This is a genomic window from Acidovorax sp. 56 (genome assembly GCF_002749705.1).
Lineage (GTDB): Bacteria > Pseudomonadota > Gammaproteobacteria > Burkholderiales > Burkholderiaceae_C > Acidovorax.
The window spans coordinates 644,386-660,462 of the sequence record NZ_PEEV01000001.1 but is presented as its reverse complement, the minus strand read 5'-3'; the positions used below and the strand labels follow the sequence as shown (position 1 = coordinate 660,462).

Here is a 16,077-nt window from a genome sequence, read left to right as displayed (position 1 = left end):
CCCGGCCTTTTTGGCAGGTGAGACAGACCGGGACTCAGACGGCCGTCACAAATTGCTCCAGCGGACGGCGCACCTTCTTCAGGTTCACCAGCCAGTCACCTTCATCGGCGCGGTAGCCCAGGGGCAGGATGGCGACGCTGCGCAGGCCCTTGGCACGCAGGCCCAGGATGTCGTCGAGGGCGGCGGGGTCGAAGCCTTCCATGGGGGTGCTGTCCACTTGCTCGAAGGCAGCGGCAATGATGGCAGCGCTCATGCCGATGTAGGCTTGGCGCGCTGCGTGCTGGAAGTTCACTTCGGCACCGCGCTGGGGGTAGCTGCTCAGCAGCATGTTGCGGTAGTTTTCCCAGCCTTCGTTCTTAAAGCCACGCACGTCGTTGGTGTAGTCGAACATGGCGTTGATGCGCTCGGCGGTGTAGTCGTCCCAGGCGGCAAACACCAGCAGGTGCGAGCCATCGGTGATCTGGGCCTGGTTCCAGGCGATGGGCTTGATGCGCTCGCGCACGGCGGCATCGGTCACCACAAAAATCTCGTAGGGCTGCAGGCCACTCGAGGTGGGCGCGAGGCGGGCTGCTTCAATGATGCGCTCCACCTTGTCTTGCGCCACCACCTTGGTGGGATTCATCTTCTTGGTGGCGTAGCGCCACTGCAGTTTGTCGATGAGGGCGTTGTCAGCGGCGGTATGGGTGGTGGTCATATGAAAGCGGCTTTCCGTAAGAATGAGGAGAGATACCGAGTGGGTATCAAAGGGGTACGGTGAGGAATGTAGTTTTCATCGGCCCAGGCAGATAGCCCGCAACGGGAAAAATATTGTTCGCGATCTGGCAACAATCGCCCCGCTCATTGGCCAATTTGGGCCCAATCCGCGCACAGACGCATCGATTCAAACTTATCGGCCCATCCATCGGCCGATGGTTGCGGCACCAGAGCCCCTTCGGCCAAGGCACTGCACACCTGTGAAGCACGTACACTGGCAATTCTCTCGGCCCCCTGCGAGCCCCCGGGTGGTCCGGCGTGCCAACCGCCATCCCAGGCCGTCGCACTGGTTGCGGTGGCATTGCCGAGACCCTTTGCAGGGCCCCAACCGCAGGGATTTATCGCGCCAAGCCCCATGAGCCAACCGGACCTCTCCTTTTTGCTGAACGCTGAGCCAGGCAGTGCCCAGCCACTTGTGCCTGCCGAGCGCCGCAAGGCCGACCGCCCCAAGGGCTCGGTGGCGGCTCTGATTGCCGAGCTGCGCGCCTCCCAGGCAGAGCTGGAAGGCCAGAACAAGGTGCTGCGCTACAGCCAGACAGTGGCCGAGAGTGCGTCGGAGCGGTTCGAGACCCTGTTCTCCAGCGTGCCGCTGGCGCTGATGGTGGTGGACGAATACGACATGGTGGTGCAGGCCAACTCGATGGCGCACCGGTCGTTTCAGCCCACCGAGCGCGACCGCCCCCTCACCGCGCTGATGCCTTTTGTCTCGGAAGCCGATGCGCCGCGTGTGCGCGCCGCGTTCGAGCAAGCGCAGGCCGAGGGGCACAGTGAGGTGACCGAGGTGGTCTTCCCCATCGGCCCCCAGGTGCACATCACCGGCGACCTGCACATTGCGCGCATCGAGGCGGCGCAGGACGACGGGACCGTGCAGCTGCAGTTTTTGTGCGCCGTGATTGACCAAGGCCCGCTGCTGGCCGAGCGCCATGCGCTGCAGCAAAGCGCATTGGCCGTGCAGCAACGCAATGAACAGCTCCACGCCAGCGAAAAGCGGCTGGAGGCCGTGATCAACTCGGCGCTGGACGCCATCATTTGCGTAGACCAGCACGGGCTGATTACCGTCTTCAACCCCACAGCGGCGGCCCTGTTCCAGTGCAGCGCGCAGGACGCCCTGGGCAGCCCGCTCGAGCGTTTTTTGCCCGCGGCCGGGCAGGCCATGGCATTTGCCCAGCTCACCACCCAGGCCATGCTGGGCGAGATGACGGCCTGCACGGCCAGCGCCAAAGAACTGGCGGTGGAGGTGAGCGTGTCATTTGAGCGCCATGCCGAGGGCGAGACCACCACCGTGTTTGCGCGCGACCTGACGGGCCGCAAAAAGACCGAGGCGCACCGCAATGAGCTGGAGGCGCAGCTGCGCGAATCCCACAAGATGCAGGCGGTGGGCACCATGGCGGGCGGTATCGCGCACGACTTCAACAACATCCTGAGCGCGATTTTGGGGAATGTGGAGTTGGCCAAAGCCGACTGCGGCCCAGGTTCTTCCGCGCTGGAGAGCCTGCTGGAGATTGAAAAAGCTGGGCGACGGGCGCGCGACCTGGTGCGCCAGATTCTGACCTTCAGCCGCAATGAGCCCCCCCGGCGCACCGCCGTGGCGCTGGCAGAAGTGGCACACGACACCGAGCGCCTGTTGCGCGTGACCCTGCCCCCGGCCATTGAACTGCACATGCATCTGCCCACCGGCCTGCCCCCTGTGCTGGCAGATGCCACGCAGGTGGAGCAAGCCCTGCTGAACCTGTGCACGAACGCCATCCAATCGATGGGCAGCGCCAGAGGCAGCATCCACGTCGAAGCGGTGGCCATCCAACCAGACCAGCGCCTGAGCGAGCGCCTAGGCTTGGCCACCGCCGACTATGTGGCCCTGAGCGTGCGCGACACCGGCCCCGGCATGGATACCGCCACGCTGCAGCGCATTTTTGAGCCCTTCTTCACCACCAAGCCCGTGGGCCAGGGCACGGGCCTAGGCCTGGCCGTGGTGCACGGCGTGATGCGCACGCACGAAGGCGCGGTGGACGTGCAAAGCACGCCAGGCGAAGGCAGCCGCTTCACGCTGTACTTTCCGGTGGCCCGGCCTGAGCAGACGGCAGAGCCAGCACCACCTGCCGCCGCCCTGCCCCCCCCAGAGGCGCCAAACCCGGCCCCCGAGCCCGCCACGGAGACACCAGCCACCATCCCTGCCAACGCACAGGCTCCCCGGGCCCACCACGTCATGTATGTGGACGACGACGAGGCCCTGGTGTTTCTGGTGCAGCGGCTGCTGCGCAGGCGGGGCTACCGCGTCAGCGGGTTTACAGACCCCCACGAAGCCACGGCAGCGCTGCGGGCCCAGCCGCAGGACTATGACCTGCTGGTGACCGACTACAACATGCCGGGCTTTTGCGGCGTGGACCTGGTGCGCGAAGCCAGGCTGATTCGGCCTGACCTGCCCGTGGCCCTGGCCTCGGGCTATGTGACGGCAGAGATTGAACAGGCGGCATTGGCTGAAGGTGCACGCGCCCTCATCCACAAGCCCAATGATGTGGAAGAGCTGTGTGCCACCGTGCACCAGCTGGTGCATGGCGACAATGCGCCCCCTCGCTGAAGAACACGGTGGCGCACAGGCCACCGCGCAACCCGCCACTGCTGTGCCCTTTGCCATACCCCCAGCCCCCCCAGCACTGGCAGTCCCCGCCGGGGTGCAGGCGGTGTACGAAGACGAGCACCTGCTGGTGCTGCACAAGCCCGCAGGCCTGCTGTGCGTGCCCGGCCGTGGCGAGGACAAGCAGGACTGCCTGAGCGCCCGAGCACACATGCGCTGGCCCGGCGCCCTCATCGTGCACCGGCTGGACCAAGCCACATCCGGGCTGGTGCTGATGGCCCGCAGCCTGGCGGTGCAACGCCAGTTGAGCGAGGCGTTTGCCACGCGGCAAGTGCAAAAGCGCTATGTGGCCGTGGTGCAGGGTGCCCTGGGCCAGCCCCAGTGCCCACCCGAAGGCCCCTGGCAACTGATTGACCTGCCCATTGCCGCAGACTGGGAGCGCCGCCCCCTGCGCGTGGTGGACGCCACCACCGGCAAACCCAGCCAGACCCACTGGCGGGCCGTGGGCTACGACAGAGCACAGCACACCACCCGCGTGGAGCTGGAGCCCCTGACCGGGCGCACCCACCAGCTGCGCGTGCACCTGAGCGCCCTGGGCCACCCCATTGTGGGCGACACGCTGTATGCACCGCCACCGCACCACCCCGGCCAGCGCCTGCTGCTGCATGCACGCGAACTGGGCTTTGCCCACCCGGTGCACGCTACCTGGTGCCACGTGGTGCAGGCAGAAGAGTTTTAGTGTTTTATGCCCCTAGCGCTTTAAATACAAGCGCTAGCAGCTATTATTTCAATAGCAAATTAACAAGCAGGCGAGGTCAAGCATCAGCCCAGAGACCCTGTGCCCCGCTGGTGCTCTGCAACCGATGGACGCAGAGGAAGCGACGGCGCAATCACAGCGCCCCTTACGGCACGGCGCAATGGCCCACGGGAGCATCCACCACCCCAAGCCCAGGCGATAGCCCCACCGCCCGCACCAAATGGTCCTGCCAAGGCAGGGCATCCACCACCGTGGCGAGCAACTCCAGATTTTTGATCCACCCCGTGTCGCCCCCTGCGGCATAAACCAGCATGACATTGGTGCGCGGCTGCCCCAATCGGGCCCACTGGAACGTCTGTTGCGCCTGCGACAACTGCAGCTGCCAGTCCCAGCCGATCGAGACGGCAGGTGACGAGGCACTGACCCACTCGGTGTAGCCGCTGATCACGGTCTCGCGGCCGCACTCCCGTAGCGCAACGGGGCAGGTGCCCGCCAATTCGGTGTCCACCCCAGACACCAAGTGCGCGATAGGCAAAGACAGCAGCTCGTCAATCGACAAGCGCAGCAGACCATCAGACGACAGCTGCATGGCCCGCTGCCTGTGGTGAATGAGGTCGCTGCACGCCGCCTGCACCACGCAAGGCGCGTGGGATGCGCGGGCCTAGAGCAAGGGCCATCAGCCCAGCAAACCCAGCATGGCCGCGCGCACTGTGGCCGCCGTCTTGTTGGTGGTCTGCAGCTTGAACACCGCGTTTTTCACGTGAAAGTTGACCGTGTTTTCCGACACATCCAGCAGCGAAGAAATATCGGCAGACGTCTTGCCATCGGCAGTCCATTTGAGCACCTCGATTTCTCTGGCGGTCAAGTTGGGCTGCATCTGCTCAGCTTGCCGTGTGGTGAAAATCCGCGACAGCACCACATGCGCCATGTGCGCCAGCCACCGCATCTTCATCTCGTTGTGGTCCACCTCTTGCGCAGTCAAGGCCTCGCCAGAGCGGGCCAGAGTCAGCATCCCCCGCACCCCGCCCCCATCAATGCAGGCCTTGGCCCACCCAAAGCGCAAACCAAACGAGCGCGCATCCTCCCAAAACCCCTGCGCCTGTGCAAACACCTCATCAGTCCACACCAGCGGCGTGTTCTTGCGGCAGCCATGCTGCACCGTGGGGTCGATCTGCACATAGCCTTGCCGCGCATAACGCTCCTGCCATTCAACAGGGTAGTTGTTGAGCAGGATGGTGCGAGGGTTGGACAAAGGCAATGGCACACGCAGCCCGTAGGCGCAGTAGTCAAAGCCCAACGACCGCGCAGCAAACTCGATCCTGCGGAACACCTCATGCTCCGACTGCGCCTGGTCGAGCACATCCAACAAATCCTCTTGCCAGCTTGTCATAGGGACTCCACCCACGGGCCAAAACCACAGCACGCCGGGGCCATGCAAACCAATGACCAGCCGGGGCAAAACGTTATCAAATTGTTACGTTTAGAGCATTCTGGCGCTTGCAATGCATTTTGGCGAGTGGATTTTTGCAGCCCAGGCCGCCCAGCACCACCTACCAAAGTTGGTAGTTACAAATCTCTTTGCGCAATTCTTTAATGACTCAAACATCTGAGAGGGAATTGACATGCGCATCACTTCGGGTTGTTCTGCAGAACTGCGCCCTCCGCTCATGACCCGCCTGGCCCGCTACCGGCACCGCGTGTTTGTAGAAACACTGGGCTGGCAGTTGCAATGCCGCGATGCGCTGGAGTGGGACCAGTTTGACCGCGACGACACCCTGTATGTGATTGCCCAGAACGCGGCGGGCGACGTGATCGGCACGGCACGCCTGCTGCCCACCACGCGCCCCTACCTGCTGTCTGAGGTGTTTCCGGTGCTGCTCAACGGCGCAGACCCACCCCAATCGCCCACCGTGTGGGAGCTGTCCCGCTTTGCGGCGGTGGACTTTGGGGGCACCACGGGCTCGGCCCTGGACCAGTTCTCCTCCCCCATCACCACCGGCCTGCTGCATGCCGCCAGCCGCTGCGCCATGGCCCAGGGCGCGCAGCGCATGGTGACGGTGTCGCCCCTGGGGGTGGAGCGCCTGCTGCGCCGCACGGGCTTTCAGTCACACCGGCTGGGCCCGCCCATGGTCGTCAATCAGCAGCCTTTGTTTGCCTGCTCCATCCAATGCCAATAGCCCAAATAGCCCATCACCCATCGCCCCCATGAATGCCCTGCCCCACACCCTACGCTCGGCCATAGACACGGCTGCGGACCCAGCGCACGCCAGCGCTGCGCCAGTGCGGGTGATCGTGCCGCACGCTGGGCACATCACGGCGCACCTGCGCCAGCACTTGCTGCAGCAGCGCCCGGTCACGGTGTGGTTCACCGGGCTCAGCGGTGCAGGCAAATCAACCCTGGCCTACGCGCTGGAAGAGCGCCTGCACCACAGCGGCTACGCCAGCTTTGTGCTCGATGGCGACAACCTGCGGCACCGCCTGAACAAAGACCTGGGCTTCAGCGCCCGCGAGCGCACCGAGAACATCCGCCGCGTGGCCGAGGTGGCGGCCTTGATGAACGAAGCCGGCCTGATGGTGTTCACCGCACTCATATCGCCCCAGCAGGAGGACCGCGCCATGGCCCGCGCCATCGTGGGTGCAGAGCGGTTCATGGAGGTGCACGTCAGCACGCCCCTGGAGGTGTGTGAGGAGCGCGACCCCAAAGGCCTGTACGACAAAGCCCGCGCAGGTGTCATTCCCCATTTCACAGGGGTCTCTGCGCCTTATGAGGCGCCCGCAGCCCCCGACCTCACGCTCAACACCGCAGGCATCAGCCTGGAATCCGCCACCCAGCAGGTGCTGAACCTGCTCATCCAACGTGGCTTCATGCCCGTGCCATGACCACACCCGACCACACCAGCCCCGAGGGCGCGACGCCGCCGCCCCACGCACAGCCCGCGCCCACGGCGTACGACCTGTTCAACGGGGATGCCGATGGCCTGTGCGCGCTGCACCAGTTGCGCACGCTGCAGCCACGTGACGCGGTGCTCCTGTCTGGCACCAAGCGCGACATTGCGCTGTTTGACCTGCTGCCCCAGGGGTGCCCACTGGAAGTGACGGCGCTGGATATTTCGTGGGATCGCAATGCCCACAGCGCAGTCCAGGTGCTGGAGGCCGGCGGCAGCGTGACCTATTTTGACCACCACGCCGCGCAAACACTGGTGCGCCACCCACGGCTGCAAAGCCACATCGATACGTCTGCCCAGGTCTGCACCAGCATGCTGGTAGACCGGCATTTGAAGGGTGCCATGCACCAGTGGGCCATCGTGGCTGCCTATGGCGACAACCTGGAAGCCGTGGCCGACCAGATGGCCCGCGCGCACGGCTGCACCGCAGGCACACGGGGCGCCCTGGCGCAGTTGGGCTACCTGCTGAACTACAACGCCTATGGCGAGAGCACGGAAGACCTGCACTTTCACCCCACGCAGCTGTACCGCTCTCTGCACCGCTTCGAAAGCCCGCTGGACTTCATCGCCAAAGCCTATGAATACCGGCGCCTGCTGGAAGGCCACGCCGACGACCAGCGTGCCGTGCACGACCTGCAGCCCTACGCCAGCCACCCCCGTGCCTGCGTGTACGTGCTGCCCGACAAGCCCTGGGCCCGGCGCCTGTGCGGGTCGCTGGCCAACCAGCTGGTGGCGGGCCATGGCGGACAGTCGGTGGCCGTGCTCACGCCCCGCTCGGACGGGCATTTTCTGGTGAACCTGCGCATGGGCTCGGCCAGCACCCGCCGCGCCGATCTGTTTTGCAGCCGCTACCCCGCTGGCGGCGGGCGCCACGCGGCGGGGGGCATCGACCGGCTGCCCCCCGGCGATGTGGAGCACTTCATCCAAGACCTTTTTCAACACCTACAGGAGCACGCCGCATGAGCCACACCACGGATGCCACACCCTCCAGGCCACTTCCGCTGCTGATGGTGCCGCTGCGGCGCTGCGGCAGCCATGCACTGCGCCTGCGGCTGAACGTGAGCCCCGCGTTCCACTCGCCCTACCCACTGCACATCGTGGACTTCATGCCCCTGGTGCCGCTGTATGGCGACCTGGCCGATGACGGCGCCTACCGACAGCTGGTGAAAGACGTGGTGGGCCTGCAAGCCGCCATCATGGTGAAGTGGCCCGGCGTTCACTTCGACGCCGACGAGATTTTTGAGGCACTGCGCCACGCGCCACGCAGCGTGCACCGCATCGTGTGGGAGCTGCTGCTGCGCAGCGGTGAGCAGCATGGCGCGAGCGTGGTCATGGACAAGTCCCTGGACAGCATCCACTACGCGTCCGAGTTGATGGCGCTGTACCCGCAGATGCGCTTTTTGAACGTGGTGCGCGACCCCAGGGCGCAGGTGGCGTCCATGAACCGCGCCATCATCCACGACTTCGACACCACGCTCAATGCACAGGCCTGGGTCAAGGCCCACAGCGCCGGGCGCGCATTGGCCGCCAGCCACCCAAACCGCGTGCTCACCATCCGCTACGAAGACTTTCTGAGCGACCAGGAGAGCACCCTGCGGCGGGTCTGCCAATTCATCGGCCTCGAATTCCTGCCCGCCATGCTGGACATTGGCGCATCGCAAGAGGCCCGGGAGCTGTCGAGCATGTCGGCCCTGTGGGAGTCCAACTGTTTCGCCCCCATTGCGGCCAACAAGGACAAGTTCAAGTCGCAGCTGACACTGCACGAGATCGAAACCATCGAAACCCTGGCGCGCGAACACATGCAGCACTACGGCTACGAACCCATGACGCCAGCCCAGGCCCCGCTGCCTGACGCCGCCGTCCTTGAGCAATGCCGCGCGCAATCGGCACGGCTGCGCCATCTGGCGTGGGAGCAGTTGCGGCTCAATGCCCCCAGCGACTATGCCGCCCGCCGTGTCCGGGCCGAGTACCTGGAGCGGGTGCACCAACGCCTGCTGGCCCACAGCCCCGACCAGACCAGCCTGGAACCCGCAGCCTGACGCACCGCCCACCTGCCCACCCCCTCTGCTTTCTGAGTACCCCCTGGAGACACCATGCGCATTAAAGACCTGAAACTGGGCATTCGCCTCGGAGCAGCCTTTGGGCTGCTGCTGCTCATCACCATCGGCATTGCAGCCATGGGCATCGCCAACATCTCGGCACTGCAAAAGAGCAATGAACACATCGCAACGTCAGAGCTTAAACGCCAGGACCTGGTCCAGCAGTGGCAGACCGACATCCAGATGAACTGGCTGCGCACCGAGGCCTTGCTCAAGGCCAACGACGCGCAGTACACCGCCAAGCTCAAGAAAGACATGTCGGGCGTGGTGGAGGTGCAGAGCAAGCGGATGGACGAGGTGCGCAACTACCTGCTGCCCGGCAAAGAGAAGGAGCTGTACGACCAGGCCATTGCAGCGCGCGATGCTTACCGGGTCAAACGCACCGAGCTGGTAAAAGCCAAGGAAGCCGGGCAGGACGTGGCAGCACAAACCGATACCAACCTCGCACCAGTGTTCAACCAATACTCCGGCGTGCTGCAGCAGCTCACCCAAACCCTGGACGAAGGCGTGAATGCAACGCTGAAAGAAACCACCGGCCAAGCGCAAAACAGCATGTTGTGGGTGGGCAGCAGCACTGTGCTGGCGATTGTGGTGGGCTTGTTCCTGGCGTACTGGACCACCCACTCCATCACCTTGCCGGTGCAACAGGCTGTGAATGCCACCACCGCCATCGCTGCGGGCGACCTGGCCACCCCCATTCCGCAAGGGGCCAAGGACGAACCCGGCCAGTTGCTGACCGAGCTGGCCATCATGCGCAACAAGCTCGCAGAGATCGTGTCCAACGTGCGCCAGAGCGCCGAGAGCGTCTCCACCGCCAGTGCCGAAATCTCACAGGGCAACCACGATCTGTCCGCCCGCACAGAACGCCAGGCCAGTGCACTGGAGGAAACCGCTGCCTCCATGGAAGAGCTGGGCTCTACCGTGCGCCAAAACTCAGACAGCGCGCAGGCCGCCAACAAACTGGCCATGAACGCCAACACCGTGGCCGTGCAAGGGGGTGAAGTGGTGGCGCAGGTGGTTGAGACCATGAAAGGCATCAACGACAGCTCGCGAAAAATCGCAGACATCATCAGCGTGATCGATGGCATCGCCTTTCAGACCAACATCCTGGCGCTGAACGCCGCCGTGGAAGCGGCGCGCGCAGGCGAGCAAGGCCGGGGCTTTGCCGTGGTGGCCAGCGAGGTGCGCGGCCTGGCTGGCCGTTCGGCCGAGGCCGCCAAAGAGATCAAACAACTCATCTCTGCCAGCGTGACCCGCGTGGAGCAAGGCACGGCGCTGGTCGACAAGGCGGGCCTGACGATGACCGAGGTGGTCACCTCGATCCGGCGCGTGACGGACATCGTTCGTGAAATCAGCGCGGCCAGTGCCGAGCAAAGTGACGGCGTGGGACAGGTGGGCGAGGCCGTGATGCAAATGGACCAGGCCACGCAGCAAAACGCGGCCCTGGTGGAAGAGATGGCAGCCGCCGCCAGCAGCATGAAAACCCAGGCACAAGAGCTGGTGGATGCGGTGGCGGTGTTCCGACTGGAGCAGAGCAGCACCGCCTTGGCATCGCGCACACCCCACCACGCCAGCGCGCCCGCGCTGGCCACAGCCCAGCTTCGGCCAGCCCCCTCGGTCAGGCCACGCGCGATTGCGGCGAGCTGACGCCCTGTCCCCAAGAGGCCCCAGCCATCCAACAGCTCAGGGGCGCGGCACCAACACCACCGCTGGCACCGCGCCGGGCAACTTTGAACAGGTTGTGGGAATGTGCAGCCGCCAGAGACCGCAGAGGCACAGGGCGCGGTGATTCGTGCAGAGGTTCTCTATCGCTTGGGCCGCGATACAGACCACTGCACCACGCCAATACAGACCAGCACGGTGCACATCCCCACCAGCGACCAGCCGGCCAATGCTTGCCCCAGCAAGGCCCAGCCCAGCACCACGGCCGCCACGGGGCTGAGCAGGCCCAGCGATGCCACCGCCACCGAGGGCAAGCGGGCAATGCCCCGGAACCACAGCGCATAGGCCACCAGCGCACCGGCAATGCAAAGGTAGGCGTAGCCCAGCACGTTCGTGCTGGTGAGCGCGGGCAAAGGCGGGTCAGCCCACCAAGCCACGGGCAGCAGCATGGCCCCGCCCAGCAGCAGTTGCCAGCCGGTAAAGGCCAGCACGGGCAATTGCGTTTGCCACTTGCGTGACCAAAAGGTGCCTGCTGCCATGCTCAGCGTGCCAGCCAGCGCGGCGGCCACGCCCAGCGGGTCCCACACCGTGCCGGGGGCCACCAGCAGCAGGGCCATGCCAACCACCCCGACAGCGCCCGCCAGCAGCACCGTGCGTGCGGGGCGCAGCTTGTCTACGCCCCAGGCAAAGCCCATCACCAGCAGCGGCTGCACCGCACCCACCACGGCCGCCACGCCACCCGGCAAACGGTAGGCCGCCACAAACAACATGGCCTGAAAGAACCCGATGTTCAGCGCCGCCAGCACCAGCAAGCGCAGCCAGCTGTGCGCTGCGGGCCAGCGCCGGCACCACAGGACCAGCAACAAGCCTGCAGGCAGTGCACGCAGTACGGCCGCGGTGAAGGGCCGGTCAGGCGGCAACAGCTCAGTGGTGACGATGTAGGTCGATCCCCAGATGAGTGGCGCCAGTGCCGTCAACAGCACATCCAGCGGGCCAGCTGCTGGGTGGCCAGGGGCGCGCACGGTGGCCGAAGCCTGTACAGCAGAAGCCGCCCCCACCCCGTGGGACGACGGTGCTTGCGAGGGCGTAAGGGTGGAAGGCCGAGAGTGCATGGGTCGATGTTTCAAAAACAAATGGACAAAGGCATTAATTACCTTGAATTCAAGATAAAACGATACCATAAAATCTTGAAATCAAGACAATATCCAATCACCATGCCCCCCACCCGCCCTGCCCGCCCCACCGATGCGGTCGACGACATCCTGGCCCAGTGGCAGCGAGAAAGGCCCGACCTGGACGTGAGTCCTATGGGCATCATTGGCCGCCTCAACCGCTGCACCGCCTTGCTGATGCGCAAGGTGGAAGAGGTCTTTGCCCAGTTCGATCTGAGCGCCTGGGAGTTCGACATGCTGGCAGCCCTGCGCCGCTCGGGTGCGCCCTACACCCTGGCACCCACCACGTTGTTTTCCACGCTCATGGTCACCTCAGGCACCATGACACACCGCATGCAGCGGCTGGAGGGCCGAGGCTTGGTCGCACGGTTGCCCAACCCCAGCGATGCGCGCAGCTCGCTGGTGCAGCTCACCAGTGCGGGGCTGGACTTGATCGACCGGGCTGTAGAAGCCCACGTTGCCAACGAACACCGCCTGCTGGCACCGCTGAAGGCGGCCGATCTTGCGGCCCTGGAGCACCGCCTGTCTTTGCTGCTGCACACGCTGGAGCCAGACCATGAACCAGCGCAAAGCCAAGACAACCGACTCAGCCCGACCGAGGCGGCGGGCACGAAGTAGAGGCAGCCAAGGCAAGGGGCGAAACGCTTTGCGCGCCATCATGCGGGGGCAATCCCCATGCGGCAAATGCGGCACATGACGGTACGATGCTCGCATGCCTCCAACACAGCTTTTTATCCTCACCGGCGCATCGCGCGGCATGGGCTTGGCCATGGCGCAGCAATTGCTCAAACCACACCACACCGTGGTCTGCATCGCGCGCCACAGCAACCCAGACCTGACGGCCGCTGCCATGGCCTCTGACGTGGCGCTGGAACAGTGGCAGCAAGACCTGTCGCGCGGCCAGGCCGCTGCCGAGCATTTGCGGACCTGGCTGAAGAAGCAGGCGCCCGACGCCTTCACCAGCGCCACGCTGATCAACAACGCAGGCGTCATCCCCCGCATTGCCCCCTTGTCTGACAGCGACCCCGCCGACCTGGCCAATGCCCTGCGCGTGGGGCTGGAGGCGCCCATGCAGCTCACGGCGGCTTTCCTGCACGCCACCGCAGACTGGGCCGTGCCGCGCAAGGTGCTCAATATTTCGTCTGGGCTGGGCCGCCGGGCCATGGCCTCGCAGGCGGCCTACTGCGCGGCCAAGGCGGGCATGGACCATTTCACCCGCTGCCTGGCACTGGACGAAGCGGCCAAGCCCCATGGCGCCAAGGTATGCTCGCTGGCTCCTGGTGTGATCGACACCGACATGCAGGTGCAACTGCGCGGCGCACCCACCGCAGACTTCCCTGATGCACCCAACTTTGCCCATCTCAAGAGTGGTGGGCTGCTGACCTCGCCCGCCGATGCCGCCACCCGCGTGCTCGCCTGGCTGGACCGCGCAGACTTTGGCACCCAACCCGTGGCCGATGTGCGCGAGGGCTGAGCCAGCCCGATCTTTTGCTCCATTTTTTATAGCTGCTAGCGCTTATAGATAAAGCGCTAGCGGCCCATTTCATTTGAAAGGACTTGATCATGAGCCGTGAAGTCGTCGTCGTGAGCGCAGTGCGCACCGCCATTGGTACGTTTGGCGGCAGCCTCAAAGATGTGGCCCCCACCGAGCTGGGAGCCCTGGTGGTGCGTGAATCCCTGGCCCGCGCCAACGTGGAAGGCAAGGACGTGGGCCATGTGGTGTTTGGCCACGTGGTCAACACCGAGCCCAAAGACATGTACCTCTCGCGCGTGGCCGCCATCCAAGGCGGCTGTGGCGAAGGCACGCCCGCCTACAACGTCAACCGCCTGTGCGGCTCGGGCCTGCAGGCCATCGTCAACGCCAGCCAGTCCATCTTGCTGGGCGACGCCGACGTAGCGATTGGTGCCGGTGCCGAGAACATGAGCCGCGTGCCCTTTGCCAGCCTGAACATGCGCTGGGGCGCCCGCATGGGCGACACCAAGATGGTGGACATGATGATCGGCGCGCTGCACGACCCCTTCCACAACATCCACATGGGTGTGACGGCCGAGAACATCGCCGCCAAGTGGGGCATCACCCGCGAAGACCAGGACAAGCTTGCCGTAGAAAGCCACAACCGCGCCGAGCGCGCCACGCAGGCTGGCGTGTTCAAGGACCAGATCGTCCCCGTCACCTTGAAGAGCAAGAAGGGCGACGTGCAGTACGCCACCGATGAGCACTTCCGCCCCGGCGCCACGCTGGAAGACATGGCCAAGCTCAAGCCAGTCTTCATCAAGGAAAACGGCACGGTGACCGCAGGCAACGCCTCGGGCATCAACGACGCCGCCGCCGCCGTGGTGCTGATGGAAGCCGGTGCCGCCAAGGCCCGTGGCGCCAAGCCCCTGGCCCGCCTGGTGGCCTACGCCCACGCAGGTGTGGACCCCAAGTACATGGGCATTGGCCCCGTGCCTGCCACGCAACTGGCACTGAAAAAAGCGGGCCTCACCGTCAACGACCTGGACGTGATCGAAGCCAACGAAGCCTTCGCGGCCCAGGCCTGCGCCGTGACCAAGGACCTGGGCCTGGACCCGGCCAAGGTCAACCCCAATGGCTCGGGCATTTCGCTGGGCCACCCCATCGGCGCCACTGGTGCACTCATCACCGTCAAGGCCATCCATGAGCTGCAACGCATCCAGGGCCGCTACGCACTGGTGACCATGTGCATTGGTGGCGGCCAGGGCATTGCCGCCATTTTTGAGCGCCTGTAACGCGCACCTGCATCAGCGCTGATCGCTGACCATTGAACACTGACCATTGAACCGACGGAGACACCCTCACATGATTCGCGCACTGATTTCCTTCACCGCCCTGGCCTTGGCCCTGGGCAGCACCGCGCAGGCCCAGACAGCCGCCTCGGCCCCGGCGGGCGCATACCCCAGCAAGCCCGTGCGCTTGATCGTGCCCTTCCCACCCGGCGGGGGCACCGACATCCTCTCGCGCCTGGTGGCCACCAAGCTCACCGAGCAGGCCAAGTGGACCGTGGTGGCGGACAACAAGGCGGGCGCAGGCGGCACCATCGGCATCACCGAAGCCGTGAAGGCCGCACCCACCGGCTACGACCTGGTCATGGGCCAGAAGGACAACCTGGTGATCGGCCCCTGGCTGTACAAAAACCTGCCATGGGACCCCACCAAAGACCTGACGGCTGTGGCCCATGTGGCCTACACCCCGGTCATCATCGTGACCAATGCCAACTCCAAATTCAAGACGCTGGCCGATGTGGTAGCCGCCGCCAAGGCCTCGCCAGGCACCGTGACTTACGGATCACCCGGCAACGGCACCTCCATCCATTTGGCGGGCGATCTGTTTGAGAAGGCAGCAGGCATCAAGCTGAGCCACATCCCCTACAAGGGCTCCAACCCCGCGCTGATGGATGCCCTCGCGGGCAATGTGGACCTGCTGGTGTCGTCCCTGCCCTCGGCCATGGGCCAGATCAAATCGGGCAAGCTGCGCCCCCTGGCCGTAACGTCCGCCAAGCGCAGCTCTTCGCTGCCCGACGTGCCCACGGTGGCCGAGTCTGGCTTCAAGGACTTTGATGTGAGCACGTGGTACGGTGTGTTTGCGCCTGCTGGTACGCCAGCCGCCGTGGTTACCACGCTCAATACCGAAATCAACAAGCTGCTGGCCACGCCTGACATGAAGGCCGCCATCCAGGCCCAGGGCGCTGAGGCTCAGGCCATGAGCCCTGCCCAGCTGAGCACCTTGCTCAAGAACGACTACACCAAGTGGAAGGGCATCGTGGAGGCTTCTGGCGCAAAGATTGAGTAACCCCCTGAGGTGCTAAGGACCCTTTGCACGAATCGAGCGGAAAGTGTGCGCTGCGGATCGGGATGGGTTGCTAGGCGCAGAGCGCAGCAATAGCCGCAGCTATTGCGAGCATTTGCAACGACGCAGACCGCCCGATGCCGCAGATGCACACGGCGCGGTGATTCGTGCAGAGGATCCTTAAGCCTTCCCCCTGAAGGGGGACGCACCCGGTGGCCTGGCAGAGCCAGTTCCACGGGTGCACTGGCTGGGAGAGTGCGTGCTCTACGATCTGTGGGATGCGCAAGATATGAAATGAAAAATGGCTCCACT

General features: G+C 64.8%; 15 protein-coding genes. 11 read left to right on the top strand and 4 right to left on the bottom strand.

Going from position 1 to position 16,077, the window contains the following annotated elements; genetic code table 11:
- Nucleotides 1-34: 34 nt before the first annotated feature.
- Nucleotides 35-694 (bottom strand): NAD(P)H-dependent oxidoreductase, encoded by a 660-nt coding sequence (locus CLU88_RS02815; protein ID WP_099655300.1) that lies wholly within the window; start codon nucleotides 692-694, stop codon nucleotides 35-37.
- A gap of 414 nt (nucleotides 695-1,108) precedes the next feature.
- Between CLU88_RS02815 and CLU88_RS02810 the strand changes: the two genes are divergently transcribed.
- Complete coding sequence (locus tag CLU88_RS02810; RefSeq protein WP_099655299.1) at nucleotides 1,109-3,328, top strand: ATP-binding protein; 2,220 nt, start codon at nucleotides 1,109-1,111, stop codon at nucleotides 3,326-3,328.
- Complete coding sequence (locus CLU88_RS02805) at nucleotides 3,312-4,064, top strand: RluA family pseudouridine synthase (RefSeq protein ID WP_099655298.1); 753 nt, start codon at nucleotides 3,312-3,314, stop codon at nucleotides 4,062-4,064. The genes CLU88_RS02810 and CLU88_RS02805 overlap by 17 nt, the downstream gene beginning before the upstream one ends.
- 163 nt (nucleotides 4,065-4,227) lie before the next feature.
- On the opposite strand, the gene CLU88_RS02800 is transcribed toward CLU88_RS02805, so the two are convergent.
- Together CLU88_RS02800 and CLU88_RS02795 are read right to left on the bottom strand one after the other, a co-directional pair.
- Nucleotides 4,228-4,671, bottom strand: coding sequence for a DUF4902 domain-containing protein (locus CLU88_RS02800; protein WP_099655297.1), 444 nt, complete (start codon nucleotides 4,669-4,671; stop codon nucleotides 4,228-4,230).
- 87 nt (nucleotides 4,672-4,758) lie between these two features.
- Nucleotides 4,759-5,472 carry an autoinducer binding domain-containing protein gene (locus CLU88_RS02795; RefSeq protein ID WP_099658596.1) on the bottom strand — a complete coding sequence of 238 codons (714 nt, stop codon included), beginning with the start codon at nucleotides 5,470-5,472 and terminating at the stop codon, nucleotides 4,759-4,761.
- A gap of 232 nt (nucleotides 5,473-5,704) precedes the next feature.
- On the opposite strand from CLU88_RS02795, the gene CLU88_RS02790 reads away from it, so the two are divergent.
- The 5 genes from CLU88_RS02790 to CLU88_RS02770 are packed head-to-tail and all read left to right on the top strand — an operon-like array spanning nucleotide 5,705 to nucleotide 10,773.
- A complete protein-coding gene (locus CLU88_RS02790; RefSeq protein WP_099655296.1) occupies nucleotides 5,705-6,259 on the top strand; it encodes an acyl-homoserine-lactone synthase in 555 nt (184 codons plus the stop codon).
- A gap of 28 nt (nucleotides 6,260-6,287) precedes the next feature.
- A complete protein-coding gene (cysC, locus tag CLU88_RS02785) occupies nucleotides 6,288-6,962 on the top strand; it encodes an adenylyl-sulfate kinase (protein WP_099655295.1) in 675 nt (224 codons plus the stop codon).
- Nucleotides 6,959-7,990 (top strand): hypothetical protein, encoded by a 1,032-nt coding sequence (locus CLU88_RS02780; protein ID WP_233205355.1) that lies wholly within the window; start codon nucleotides 6,959-6,961, stop codon nucleotides 7,988-7,990. The genes cysC and CLU88_RS02780 overlap by 4 nt, the downstream gene beginning before the upstream one ends.
- Nucleotides 7,987-9,066: a sulfotransferase gene (locus tag CLU88_RS02775; protein WP_099655294.1), complete on the top strand. Its 1,080-nt coding sequence runs from the start codon at nucleotides 7,987-7,989 to the stop codon at nucleotides 9,064-9,066. The genes CLU88_RS02780 and CLU88_RS02775 overlap by 4 nt, the downstream gene beginning before the upstream one ends.
- A gap of 54 nt (nucleotides 9,067-9,120) precedes the next feature.
- Nucleotides 9,121-10,773 carry a methyl-accepting chemotaxis protein gene (locus CLU88_RS02770; protein ID WP_099655293.1) on the top strand — a complete coding sequence of 551 codons (1,653 nt, stop codon included), beginning with the start codon at nucleotides 9,121-9,123 and terminating at the stop codon, nucleotides 10,771-10,773.
- A gap of 158 nt (nucleotides 10,774-10,931) precedes the next feature.
- On the opposite strand, the gene CLU88_RS02765 is transcribed toward CLU88_RS02770, so the two are convergent.
- Nucleotides 10,932-11,900 (bottom strand): EamA family transporter, encoded by a 969-nt coding sequence (locus CLU88_RS02765; RefSeq protein WP_099655292.1) that lies wholly within the window; start codon nucleotides 11,898-11,900, stop codon nucleotides 10,932-10,934.
- Between the two features lie 102 nt (nucleotides 11,901-12,002).
- On the opposite strand from CLU88_RS02765, the gene CLU88_RS02760 reads away from it, so the two are divergent.
- The 4 genes from CLU88_RS02760 (at nucleotide 12,003) to CLU88_RS02745 (ending at nucleotide 15,768) form a co-directional block, all read left to right on the top strand.
- Nucleotides 12,003-12,578 (top strand): MarR family winged helix-turn-helix transcriptional regulator, encoded by a 576-nt coding sequence (locus CLU88_RS02760; RefSeq protein WP_099655291.1) that lies wholly within the window; start codon nucleotides 12,003-12,005, stop codon nucleotides 12,576-12,578.
- A gap of 94 nt (nucleotides 12,579-12,672) precedes the next feature.
- Nucleotides 12,673-13,434: an SDR family NAD(P)-dependent oxidoreductase gene (locus tag CLU88_RS02755; protein ID WP_099655290.1), complete on the top strand. Its 762-nt coding sequence runs from the start codon at nucleotides 12,673-12,675 to the stop codon at nucleotides 13,432-13,434.
- Nucleotides 13,435-13,523: 89 nt separating this feature from the next.
- Nucleotides 13,524-14,708 (top strand): beta-ketothiolase BktB, encoded by a 1,185-nt coding sequence (gene bktB / locus CLU88_RS02750; protein WP_099655289.1) that lies wholly within the window; start codon nucleotides 13,524-13,526, stop codon nucleotides 14,706-14,708.
- A gap of 70 nt (nucleotides 14,709-14,778) precedes the next feature.
- Entirely contained in the window at nucleotides 14,779-15,768 is a 990-nt protein-coding gene (locus CLU88_RS02745; protein WP_099655288.1) for a tripartite tricarboxylate transporter substrate binding protein, read from the top strand.
- Nucleotides 15,769-16,077: the final 309 nt, after the last annotated feature.

Excerpts from the sequence above, each read along its gene's own strand:
- CLU88_RS02815 (WP_099655300.1), bottom strand. The coding sequence starts at position 694 with ATGACCACCACCCATACCGCCGCTGACAACGCCCTCATCGACAAACTG.
- CLU88_RS02755 (WP_099655290.1), top strand. The coding sequence starts at position 12,673 with ATGCCTCCAACACAGCTTTTTATCCTCACCGGCGCATCGCGCGGCATG.
- CLU88_RS02770 (WP_099655293.1), top strand. The coding sequence starts at position 9,121 with ATGCGCATTAAAGACCTGAAACTGGGCATTCGCCTCGGAGCAGCCTTT.
- CLU88_RS02780 (WP_233205355.1), top strand. The coding sequence starts at position 6,959 with ATGACCACACCCGACCACACCAGCCCCGAGGGCGCGACGCCGCCGCCC.
- CLU88_RS02790 (WP_099655296.1), top strand. The coding sequence starts at position 5,705 with ATGCGCATCACTTCGGGTTGTTCTGCAGAACTGCGCCCTCCGCTCATG.
- CLU88_RS02745 (WP_099655288.1), top strand. The coding sequence starts at position 14,779 with ATGATTCGCGCACTGATTTCCTTCACCGCCCTGGCCTTGGCCCTGGGC.
- CLU88_RS02765 (WP_099655292.1), bottom strand. The coding sequence starts at position 11,900 with ATGCACTCTCGGCCTTCCACCCTTACGCCCTCGCAAGCACCGTCGTCC.
- bktB (WP_099655289.1), top strand. The coding sequence starts at position 13,524 with ATGAGCCGTGAAGTCGTCGTCGTGAGCGCAGTGCGCACCGCCATTGGT.
- CLU88_RS02795 (WP_099658596.1), bottom strand. The coding sequence starts at position 5,472 with ATGACAAGCTGGCAAGAGGATTTGTTGGATGTGCTCGACCAGGCGCAG.
- CLU88_RS02775 (WP_099655294.1), top strand. The coding sequence starts at position 7,987 with ATGAGCCACACCACGGATGCCACACCCTCCAGGCCACTTCCGCTGCTG.
- cysC (WP_099655295.1), top strand. The coding sequence starts at position 6,288 with ATGAATGCCCTGCCCCACACCCTACGCTCGGCCATAGACACGGCTGCG.
- CLU88_RS02800 (WP_099655297.1), bottom strand. The coding sequence starts at position 4,671 with ATGCAGCTGTCGTCTGATGGTCTGCTGCGCTTGTCGATTGACGAGCTG.
- CLU88_RS02760 (WP_099655291.1), top strand. The coding sequence starts at position 12,003 with ATGCCCCCCACCCGCCCTGCCCGCCCCACCGATGCGGTCGACGACATC.
- CLU88_RS02805 (WP_099655298.1), top strand. The coding sequence starts at position 3,312 with ATGCGCCCCCTCGCTGAAGAACACGGTGGCGCACAGGCCACCGCGCAA.
- CLU88_RS02810 (WP_099655299.1), top strand. The coding sequence starts at position 1,109 with ATGAGCCAACCGGACCTCTCCTTTTTGCTGAACGCTGAGCCAGGCAGT.